Genomic DNA, 10118 nt, shown 5'->3' with positions numbered 1-10118 from the left:
GTGCCCGGCCACCGACTCCACTTCCAGAATCTCGCGCTGCGGATCAGCCCGTCCCTGCACCACGACATCGTCCCAGCCCCTGACCGGCAGCTCGGCCCAACACACCGATTGTTCAGGGCTCTCCTAGTCCTTCTTCAGCGCACCCGGCTTGTGCACGGCCTCGCCGCCGCTCTTCTCGCTCTTGACGAGGTACTGCGGGTCGTCCTTCGACGCCCGGACGGTGCGGCCCGCGGCCTCCGTGTCCTCGGTGATCTTCTTCTCGACGGTGCCCTCCGCCGTCCCGCCATGGCTCTTCCACGAGACGTGGTCACCCTTGCTGATCTTGTCGTCGGCCATGCCGTCGGTTACCCGGCGCCGCCCCGGCCACACCGTTTGACCGCCGGATCGCGGGTTACCCGAACGGCGCACGCGACGAGAGAAGGAGCAGTGATGGCCGGCAAGCTGGACGGCAAGCGGATCGCGATCCTCGCGACGGACGGCGTCGAGGAGGTCGAGCTGATCCGCCCCCGCGACGCGGTGACGGCGGAGGGTGCCCGGACGGACCTCGTGTCGCTGGAGGACGGCGAGCTCCAGGCGATGAACCACGACATCGAGCCCGCCTCGAAGCACGCGATCGACCTGACGGCCGCACAGGCGTCGCCGTCGGACTACGACGCCCTGATCCTGCCCGGCGGCACGGTGAACGCCGACAAGCTGCGCGTCGACCCCGACGTGCGCAGCTTCGTGCAGGAGATCTTCCGGGCCGGCAAGCCCGTGGGCGTCATCTGCCACGGCCCGTGGACGCTGATCGACGCCGGCGTGGTCGAGGGCCGGACGCTGACCTCGTACCCGAGCCTGCGCACGGACCTGACCAACGCGGGGGCCAAGTGGGTCGACGAGGAGGTCGTCACCGACGAGGGGCTGGTGTCGAGCCGTAACCCCGGCGACCTCGACGCGTTCTGCGCGAAGATCGTCGAGGAGTTCGCGGAGGGTCGCCACCCGGTGCACGACGAAGGGGCGACCGCCTGAACGCGGGGTGAACACCGCCTGAACGCCACACGAAGCGTACCCGGACATCCGGGTACGCTCCGGTCATGACCGAGGTCACGGCGGCCGCCTCGGGCCCGGTGCCGGAGCAGCGCGGCGACGGTCGATCCGGGGCCGCCCACCGCGAGAAGCCTGCCGACGGTCGCGGTGAGCGCCCCCTCGAACGCGCCGACCGCAACATGATCGAGATGCTCCAGGAGCTGCGCGTCGCGCAGACCGGGGTGCAGATCCTCTTCGCCTTCCTGCTGTCGCTGTCGTTCACCGAGCGGTTCACCCGCATCGACGACTTCCAGCGCTGGACCTACGTCGTCACGCTGCTGCTCACGGCGGTCACCACGGGCCTGCTGGTGGCTCCCGCCGCCATCCACCGCATGCTCTTCGGGCGCGGGGTGAAGGCGGCCACCGTCGAGATCGGCCACAAGCTCTTCGTCGCCGGCTTGGCCGCGCTCATCCTGACGCTGGTCGGAGCGGTGCTGCTCGTGCTCGACGTCGCCGTGGGCCGGACGTTCGCGGCCTGGGCCGCCGGCGCTCTCGGAGTCGTGCTGATCGGTCTGTGGTTCGTGCTCCCGCTGCCGATCCGATCCCGCAACGACGCCGGTTCCGGGGCGGACGGTGACGACCGGCAGTGACCTGACACGGCGACCCGGACACGGCGGCCCGGACACGGCGAGGGCCGTCCCCGGACTCCGGGAACGGCCCTTCGGCTGCGCAGGTCGGTCGGTCAGACCCCGGTCTGCGGAGCGGCGTCGACGTCGCCGCGCCACCCGCCCTCCTCGGCGCCGCGCGCCTCGATGAAGGTCTTGAAGTTCGCCAGGTCGCCCTTGATCCGGCGCTGCACGATGCCCAGCGCGTCGCCCGCCTTCTCGACGAAGCCCTGCGGGTCGTGGTCGAGCTGCAGCGTCACCCGCGTGGTGTCGTCGGCGATCCGGTGGAAGGTCACCACGCCGGACTGGTGCGTGCCGTTCGAGGTGGTCCAGGCCACCCGCTCGTCGGGGTGCTGCTCGGTGATCTCGGCGTCGAACTCGCGCTGTACACCGGCGATCTTCGTGACCCAGTGCGTGGATGTCGGGCCGGTCTGGACGATCCGCTCGACACCCTCCATGAACTGCGGGAACGACTCGAACTGTGTCCACTGGTTGTAGGCGGTACGGACGGGCACGTGGACGTCGATGCTCTCCAGAACGTTGGTGGTCATGCCGAAGACGTACCCGGCGGGCCTCGGGCAAAACGGTCGGATAACGGTTCAGACGTTGTTCACCCGGGTGTCAGTCGTCACTGAGCATCTTCCGGCGCAGGCCCGCCACCGTCTGAGCGAGCAGGCGCGAGACGTGCATCTGCGAGATCCCCACCCGGTCGGCGATCTGGGTCTGCGTCATGTTCCCGAAGAAGCGCAGCACGAGGATCGTGCGTTCGCGCTCGGGCAGGTCGTCGAGCAGCGGGGCCAGCGTCTGGCGGTACTCGACCTTGTCCAGCTCGAGGTCCGCCGCGCCGAGGGTGTCGGCCAGCGCCGTGTCCGCGCCGGACACGAGCTCGTCGAGCGACGTGCTGCGGTAGGCCTGCTGCGCGTCGAGCCCCTCGACGACCTCCTCGGTCGAGATGCCCAGCAGGGTCGCGATCTCGCTGGGCCGCGGCGCCCGGTTGAGCTGCTGGCTCAGCTGGCTCACCGCGCCGTTGATCGCACTCTGCAGGTCCTTGAGGCGCCGCGGCACGCGCATCGACCAGGTGCGGTCGCGGAAGTGCCTGCGCACCTCACCGGTGATCGTCGGCACGGCGTAGGACAGGAAGTCGATGCCGCGGTCCGGCTCGAACCGGTCGACGGCGTTGAGCAGCCCGACGGTGCCCGCCTGCTCGAGGTCGTCGACCGGCTCACCGCGCCCCGCGAAGCGGCGGGCGATGTGCTGGACCACCGGCAGGTAGCCCGTGACGAGCTTGCCGCGCAGCGCCGCCCGGTCGGGATGGTCGGGCGGGAGCGCCGCCATCTCGACGAAGAGCGGGGTGAGGTGGGCGTAGTCGGAGTCGCGAGACTGATCAGCCACGGCGGCCGCACCGCGGGGCCCGGGACGGGGAGAAGACCACTCCGGAACCTACCCGCGGTCGGCGGTGGGAAAACGGTGCCGCTGGTAGGTTCGTAGGTCCCCTCCGCGGTCGGGCCCACGTCGTTGGGCAGAGTCGGCCTGCTGCGGACGGACGTCCTCGTCCCCGGCTCGAAGGTTGAACCACCCGGTGTCGCACCCTGTCTCACCAGTGCTCGGTCCCGACGGCACCCGACACGCCGCGGACGGCGACGGGATCGAGCACGAGCGCCGCTACGTCGCGATGCTCTACGGCCGGCTCGACGAACGCCGGGCGGACACCGCGCGGCGGCTCCAGTCGGTGCTGCACGACGAGACCGTCGGCACCCCGCAGGCACTGACGGAGCGGGACGCCGCCGCGGCGATGTACACCGACCGGCTCGCGACCCTGCGCGCCGCCGAGCACGGGCTGGCGTTCGGCCGACTCGACACGGACACGGGGGAGCGGCGCTACATCGGGCGGCTGGGCCTGCTCGACGAGGAGAACGAGTACGAGCCGCTGCTCATGGACTGGCGCGCCCCCGCGGCGCAGCCGTTCTACACCGCCACTGCGGCGTCACCGGAGGGCATGCGTCGCCGTCGGCACCTGCGCACCCGCCGTCGCGAGGTCGTCGCCGTCGACGACGAGGTGCTCGACCTCTCCGACCCGTCGGCCTCGCACAGCACGAGCGGGCTCGCCGGCGAGGCGGCGCTCATGGCCGCGGTCTCGGCCCGGCGCACCGGCCGGATGGGCGACATCGTCGCGACCATCCAGTCCGAGCAGGACCGCATCATCCGGGCCACGCCCTCCGGCGTGCTGGTGGTGCAGGGCGGGCCGGGCACCGGCAAGACCGCGGTGGCCCTGCACCGGGCCGCGTACCTGCTCTACACCCACCGCGACCGGCTCGCCCGGCGCGGCGTCCTCGTCGTCGGACCGAACGCCACGTTCCTCCGCTACATCGGGCAGGTGCTGCCGTCGCTGGGGGAGACCAGCGTCGTGCTGGGCACCATCGGGCAGCTGTTCCCCGGCCTCGACGCGCGCCGTGCCGAGGCGCCCGAGGTGGCCGAGGTGAAGGGCCGCGTCGAGATGGCCGGCGTGATCGCCGCGGCGGTCCGCGACCGCCAGCAGGTGCCGCGGCGCGCGGTCGAGCTGGTCGTCGAGCAGCAGCGGGTCCGGCTGGACCGCGACGTGGCCAACGCCGCCCGCTCCCGGGCGCGGCGGTCCCGGCGCCCGCACAACGAGGCCAAGCGGATCTTCCACCGGGAAGCCGTGCGGCTGCTCGCCGAGCAGGTGGCGCGCAACCTGGCCGGGCCGGGTGCACGCGGCCTGCTCGACGCGGGCGACCTGTCCGACATCCGCGACGAGCTGGCCGAGAGCCGGGCGCTGAACCGGGAGCTGGACGCGCTGTGGCCGACGCTGTCGCCCCAGCAGCTGCTCACCGACCTGTTCGCCGACCAGCGCCGGCTCAACTCGGTCGCCCGCCGCCTGCCCGCGGCGGCCCGCGAGCGGCTCGCCCGCCGGGCGCCGGGCGCCGACACGCCTGCCGACCTGTGCTGGACCCCCGCGGACGTGCCGCTGCTCGACGAGGCCGCCGAGCTGCTCGGCGACGACGGCGCGGAGGCGCGCGCGCGGGAGGCGGCGGCGCTGCGCGAGGAGGTGCTCTACGCCCAGGGCGTGCTCGACGTGCTCGACCTCGAGGAGGACCTCGACCCCGAGCTGCTGCGCGCCACGGACATCGTCGACGCCGACCGGCTCGCCGAACGCCAGCGGGTGCGCCGCTACGACTCCACCGCGGAGCGGGCGGCGGCGGACCGCGAGTGGACCTACGGCCACGTGATCGTCGACGAGGCGCAGGAGCTCTCGGCGATGGCCTGGCGGCTGATCATGCGCCGGTGCCCCACGCGGTCGATGACGATCGTGGGCGACATCGCCCAGACCGGCGACCTGGCGGGCGCCGCGTCGTGGCAGGACGCGCTCGGGCCCTTCGTGGCGAAGCGGTTCAAGCTCGAGCAGCTCACCGTGAACTACCGCACCCCGGCGGAGATCGCCGTGGTGGCCGACGACGTGCTCAGCGCGATCGACCCGGCGCTGGACCCACCACGGTCGGTCCGGGCGACGGGCGTGCCGCCCCGGGCGGTGCCCGCCGACGGCGCGCTCGGCAGGACGGTCGCGGCGGTCGTCGCGGAGGAGGCGGCCCGGCTGGCCGACGACGACGCGGCAGCCGGGGGAGAGGGCACCGAGGGCGAGGCCCCCGCGGGACGGGTGGCGGTGCTCGTGCCCAGCGCCTGGGTCGCCGACCTGCGGGCCCAGGTGCTGCCCGGCACCGGCGACGGCTCCGCCGAGCCGGACCTCGACGCACCGGTGGTCGTCCTGCCCGTGTCCGCGGCGAAGGGGCTGGAGTTCGACGCCGTGGTGCTGGTGGAGCCGGCGGAGCTGGTCGCGGAGTCGCCCCGCGGCCTCAACGACCTCTACGTCGCGATGACCCGCGCGACCCAGCGGCTCACCGTGGTGCACGGGGAACCGCTGCCCCCGGTGCTGCACCGCGTCGCCGAGTAGGCGGCCGGGTGGTCAGCGGGGCTGGACGGCGTCGACCAGGGCCCGGACCAGCCGGATGTCCGTCGCGTCCTCCTCCGGATGCCACTGGACCCCGACGACGAACAGGTGCCGCGGGTCCTTCCCGTCCGTCTCGACCGCCTCGACGGTGCCGTCGTCGGCCCAGCCCGTCGCGACCAGGCCCGGTGCGAGCCGGTCGACGGCCTGGTGGTGGTGGCAGCGCACGCGGACGTGCGGTCCCACGGCGGCCCCGACCCGGCTGGCCGGGTCGAGCCGGACGTCGACGTCGTTGAACACGCCCGGGCTCGGATTGTGCCCGTCGTGGCCGACGACGTCGGGCAGGTGCTGGTGCAGCGTGCCGCCGAACGCGACGTTCAGCAGCTGCGCGCCCCGGCAGACCCCGAGCACCGGGACGCCGAGCGCCAGGGCGCGATCGAGCACGGCCAGCTCGGACGCGTCGCGGTCCGGGTGCGGGAGGCCTGCGGCGGGGTGGGGGTCGGCGGCGTAGCGCTCGGGGGCGACGTCGCGTCCCCCGCTGAGCAGCACCGCGTCGACCCGGTCGACCGCGTGCGCCGACTCGACGACCGGGGGCAGGACGACGGGCACGCCGCCCGCGGCGAGCACGATGTCGACGTAGGTGCGGGCGAGCAGCACCGCGTCGCGCTCCCAGACGCCGTACCGGGAGCGTTCGACGGCCGCGGTGATCCCGACGACGGGCGCCGGTGCGGGCGCGGTCAGCGGACACCCCCTGCGGCGTCGAGAAGCTTCTCGAGGTCCGGCCCGTCGAACGTGGCCAGGGCCCGCTCGTACTTCTCCATGCCCCACTCCCAGAAGTCGAAGTCGAGCGTGCTCGAGCCGTCCATGATCGAGGCCCACAGCGTCCAGCCGTACTGCGACATGAGCGCGAACAGCTGGGCGCGGGCCACCTGGTCCGGGCGCTCACGCCCGTAGTAGGCGCCGATGAGGACGTCGAGCAGCTCCCGGGGGAGCGTCGCCTCGCTCCAGATGTTGCCCAGCTCGAAGCAGGGGTCGTTGTTGCCGGAGTACTCGTAGTCGACGATCCGGATCTCCTCGCCGCCCGCGCCGTCCGGCACCGCCAGCAGGTTGCCCGCCAGCAGGTCGTTGTGGCACGGCACCGTCTCCCGGGCGCCGAGCGCGACCCGGATCCGGTCGACGGTGGGCGCGAACTCGTCGTAGCGGTCCGGGACCCGGAACCCGTGCGTGGCGACGATCTCGCGGTAGCGGGCCTGCACCGCGAACATGTCGAACTCGCTCACGAACCGCGGCCCGGCGTGCAGCTTGCGGCAGGCGGTCGCGACCAGTCCGAGGATCTCCGGGTCGCGCAGGTCGTCGTCGGTGAGGGTGCGGCCGGGCAGGAACTCGACGGTGATGCCGTGCCCGGGGCGGTGGTGCACCACGGGCGGCCCGACGCCGGCCTGCGCCGCCGCCGTGCTGTTGCGGTACTCGGCGTCGCGGTCGATCTCCAGCAGCTCGGAGCCCGGCCCGGGGATGCGCACGACGACGGTGGTCGACGGCGTGGTGACCTTGAGGTTGCGGTTGGTCAGCCCGCCGGGCAGGTCGACGACCGTGCGCGGGTGTTCCGCGGTCACCGGGATGGTGTCGAGCAGCGCCGCGACCGCCGGGTCGTCGCCGGGTGCCGCGACGAGGTCCGCGGCCGTTCCTCCCTGATCCACCCCGGCAGAGTAGCTGCGGACGACATCTACGGTGGCGGGTGTGGCTGACACCCCTGCACCGAGCGCCTCCGGCGCCCTGCCCGCCCGCGCCCGCATCGTGATCATCGGTGGCGGCGTCGGCGGGGCGAGCGTGGCGCACCACCTCGTCGAGCGCGGCGAGCGTGACGTGCTGCTCCTCGAGCGCGCGGAACTCACGAGCGGCTCGACCTTCCACTCGGCCGGCCTGGTGGGTCAGTTGCGGGCCGACCCGGCCCTGACCCGGATGAACGGGTGGTCCGCGGACCTGTACCGGCGCCTGGAGGAGGCCGGGGGCGACGGCGCGCCCGGGTGGGTGGAGTCGGGGTCGCTGCGGCTGGCGTCGAGCCCGGAAAGGCTGGAGGAGATCCGCAGGCAGGCGGCCTGGGCGCAGCGGTCGGGCCTGCCCCTGGAGCTGATCTCCGCGGAGGAGGCCGCCGCGCTGTTCCCGCTGATGTCCACCGACGGCGTCCTCGGGGCGGCGTACACGCCGACCGACGGGCAGGTCGACCCGGCGCGGCTCTGCTATGCGCTGGCCGCGTCGGCCCGGGCGGGCGGGGCGAGGATCGCGCAGCGGACGCGGGTCACGGCGATCACCACGGTGCAGGACGCGACGGGTGCGAACCGGGTCACGGGTGTCCGCACCGACCGCGGCGGTGCCGAATCCTGGGTCGAGTGCGAGGTCGTGGTCGACTGCGGTGGGATGTTCGCCGCCGAGATCGCCCGCCTCGTCGGCGTCCGGGTGCCGATCGTGCCGATGTCGCACCAGTACGTCGTCACCGAGGCATTCCTCCCCGCCGGGACCGGCCCGCTGCCGTCGCTGCGCGATCCGGACCTGCTCGTCTACTACCGGCAGGAGGTCGAAGGCCTGGTCATGGGCGGCTACGAGCGGCGCAGCGCCCCGTGGACCGCCACCGCGCAGTCGTTCGACGCCGTCCCCGCCGACTTCAACGGCAAGCTGCTCCCGCCCGAGTGGGACCGGTTCGACGAGATCGTGGAGAACGCCCAGGTGCGGGTGCCGGCGCTGGCGGACACCGGCGTCCGGACGATGGTCAACGGGCCCGAGGCGTTCACGCCGGACAACGAGTTCTGCCTCGGGGAGACCGAGGTGGGCGGCTTCTTCGTCGCCGGCGGCTTCTGCGCGCACGGCATCGCCGGCGCGGGCGGGATCGGGCGGGTGATGGCCGCGTGGATCCTCGACGGCGACCCCGGGCTGGACCTGTGGCACATGGACGTGCGCCGTTTCGGCCGCGAGTACCGCTCGCCCGGCTACACGCTCGGGCGGGTCGTCGAGAACTACGAGTCGTACTACGACATCCGGCCCCCGGGCAGCCAGCGCCGCAGCGGGCGGCCGCTGCGGATCTCGCCCGCCTATCCCTGGCATGCGGCCAACGGCGCGGTGTTCGGCGAGAAGGCGGGATGGGAGCGGGTCGAGTACTACGTCCCGGAGGAGGGGGCACAGGGCGACGGCCGGGCCTCGGACGACCTGCGGCCGCGGGGCTGGGCCGGGCACGGCTGGTCGCCGTGGGTGCTGCCCGAGCACCGCGCGGCGCGGGAGGCGGTGGCGCTGTTCGACGAGTCGTCCTTCGCCAAGATCGAGATCACCGGACCGGGGGCGGCGGAGTTCGCCGCCCGCGCGTTCGCCGGGCGGGTCGACGGGCCGCCGGGGTCGCTCGCGTACACCCAGGCGCTCGACGACCGGGGCGGCGTCGCGATGGACGTGACGGTGACCCGGGTGACCCCGGACGAGTTCCTGGTCGTGACCGGGACGGCACTCGGTCTGCACGACCTGGCCTGGCTGCGTGACCGCGCCCGGACGTGGGGAAGCACGGTGCGGATCGCGGACGTCAGCGGTGCATGGGCCTGCTTCGGGCTCTGGGGGCCGCGGGCCCGCGACGTGCTCGCCCCGCTCACCCCGGCGGACCTGACCGACGTGGCGTTCCCGTACCTGACGATGCAGGAGACGACCGTCGGCGACGTCCCCGTGCGCGCCCTGCGGGTGACCTACGTCGGCGAGCTCGGCTGGGAGCTGTACTGCCCGGCCGAGTACGGCGCGGGGCTGTGGAGCACGCTCGTCGAGGCCGGCGCGCCGCACGGGCTGCGGCCGGCGGGCTACCGGGCCATCGAGAGCCTGCGGCTGGAGAAGGGCTACCGGGCGTGGGGTTCGGACGTCAGCCGCGACACCACGCCGGACGAGGCCGGCCTCGGGTTCGCCGTGCGCCCGGGCGACGGGTATGCGGGGGCGGAGGCGCTGGCGGCGGCCCGTGCCCGGGGACCGGCCCGGCGGCTGCGCTGCCTGGTGCCGGCCGACCCGCGGGCGGTGGCGCTGGGGTCGGAGCCGGTGCGCGTAGCGGGGACCGACGACGTCCTCGGGTTCGTCACGTCGGGGGGCTACGGCTACACCGTCGAGCGGTCCATCGCCTACGCGCTGCTGCCCGCGGAGATCAGCCCCGGGACGGCCGTCGAGGTGCAGATCGACGGGGAGTGGGTCGCCGGAGAGGTTGTGCGGGGGCCGCTGTACGACCCGAAGGGCGAGCGCGTCCGGGCGTGACGCCTCGCGGGCGTGCCGGTGATCCCCCGCTAAGGACGTGTGGCGCTCGATGTTCCCCGCTAGGGACCTTCAGTGCTGTCAGCGCAGCCGTGGACGTACTTAGTGCGGTGGCCACTTAGGTTCGCCGGGTCAGGCTGCTTTCGGTCGGCCCCAGCGGTGTTGGCGTTCGCTGCGGATGCGGGCGCGTTCGCGGCGTTGAGCGGCCAGGACGTCGGGGTGGCGGGCGT

General features: G+C 73.6%; 9 protein-coding genes. 4 read left to right on the top strand and 5 right to left on the bottom strand.

The genetic code is table 11. From position 1 onward, the window contains the following. Positions 1–123 precede the first annotated feature (123 nt). Positions 124–336, bottom strand: coding sequence for a hypervirulence associated TUDOR domain-containing protein (locus tag RM445_RS31380; RefSeq protein WP_311560496.1), 213 nt, complete (start codon positions 334–336; stop codon positions 124–126). A 93-nt stretch (positions 337–429) separates the two neighbouring features. Between RM445_RS31380 and RM445_RS31375 the strand changes: the two genes are divergently transcribed. Together RM445_RS31375 and RM445_RS31370 are read left to right on the top strand one after the other, a co-directional pair. Further along, positions 430–1008, top strand: coding sequence for a type 1 glutamine amidotransferase domain-containing protein (locus RM445_RS31375; RefSeq protein WP_311560495.1), 579 nt, complete (start codon positions 430–432; stop codon positions 1006–1008). Between the two features lie 65 nt (positions 1009–1073). Then, positions 1074–1655 carry a DUF6328 family protein gene (locus RM445_RS31370; protein WP_311560494.1) on the top strand — a complete coding sequence of 194 codons (582 nt, stop codon included), beginning with the start codon at positions 1074–1076 and terminating at the stop codon, positions 1653–1655. 92 nt (positions 1656–1747) lie between these two features. Here the strand turns inward: RM445_RS31370 and RM445_RS31365 are convergent, their stop codons facing one another. Then, the gene (locus RM445_RS31365; protein ID WP_311560493.1) at positions 1748–2221 is read right to left on the bottom strand and encodes an SRPBCC family protein; all 474 of its coding nucleotides are present in this window, start codon (positions 2219–2221) and stop codon (positions 1748–1750) included. A gap of 70 nt (positions 2222–2291) precedes the next feature. Continuing rightward, a complete protein-coding gene (locus tag RM445_RS31360; protein WP_311560498.1) occupies positions 2292–3005 on the bottom strand; it encodes an RNA polymerase sigma factor SigF in 714 nt (237 codons plus the stop codon). A 265-nt stretch (positions 3006–3270) separates the two neighbouring features. On the opposite strand from RM445_RS31360, the gene RM445_RS31355 reads away from it, so the two are divergent. Further along, positions 3271–5634: a HelD family protein gene (locus RM445_RS31355; RefSeq protein ID WP_311560492.1), complete on the top strand. Its 2364-nt coding sequence runs from the start codon at positions 3271–3273 to the stop codon at positions 5632–5634. 12 nt (positions 5635–5646) lie between these two features. On the opposite strand, the gene RM445_RS31350 is transcribed toward RM445_RS31355, so the two are convergent. Together RM445_RS31350 and RM445_RS31345 are read right to left on the bottom strand one after the other, a co-directional pair. Further along, positions 5647–6336 carry a gamma-glutamyl-gamma-aminobutyrate hydrolase family protein gene (locus RM445_RS31350; RefSeq protein WP_311560497.1) on the bottom strand — a complete coding sequence of 230 codons (690 nt, stop codon included), beginning with the start codon at positions 6334–6336 and terminating at the stop codon, positions 5647–5649. Between the two features lie 29 nt (positions 6337–6365). Further along, positions 6366–7325: a phosphotransferase gene (locus RM445_RS31345; protein ID WP_311560491.1), complete on the bottom strand. Its 960-nt coding sequence runs from the start codon at positions 7323–7325 to the stop codon at positions 6366–6368. A 40-nt stretch (positions 7326–7365) separates the two neighbouring features. Between RM445_RS31345 and RM445_RS31340 the strand changes: the two genes are divergently transcribed. After that, a complete protein-coding gene (locus RM445_RS31340; protein ID WP_311560490.1) occupies positions 7366–9891 on the top strand; it encodes a GcvT family protein in 2526 nt (841 codons plus the stop codon). Positions 9892–10118: the final 227 nt, after the last annotated feature.

The organism is Pseudonocardia charpentierae, assembly GCF_031845345.1.
GTDB classification, from domain to species: domain Bacteria; phylum Actinomycetota; class Actinomycetes; order Mycobacteriales; family Pseudonocardiaceae; genus Pseudonocardia; species Pseudonocardia charpentierae.
This window is presented reverse-complemented; position numbering and strand designations above follow the sequence as displayed.

Coding starts and splice junctions, on each gene's coding strand:
- RM445_RS31380 (WP_311560496.1), bottom strand. CDS start 336: ATGGCCGACGACAAGATCAGCAAGGGTGACCACGTCTCGTGGAAGAGC.
- RM445_RS31375 (WP_311560495.1), top strand. CDS start 430: ATGGCCGGCAAGCTGGACGGCAAGCGGATCGCGATCCTCGCGACGGAC.
- RM445_RS31370 (WP_311560494.1), top strand. CDS start 1,074: ATGACCGAGGTCACGGCGGCCGCCTCGGGCCCGGTGCCGGAGCAGCGC.
- RM445_RS31365 (WP_311560493.1), bottom strand. CDS start 2,221: ATGACCACCAACGTTCTGGAGAGCATCGACGTCCACGTGCCCGTCCGT.
- RM445_RS31360 (WP_311560498.1), bottom strand. CDS start 3,005: ATGGCGGCGCTCCCGCCCGACCATCCCGACCGGGCGGCGCTGCGCGGC.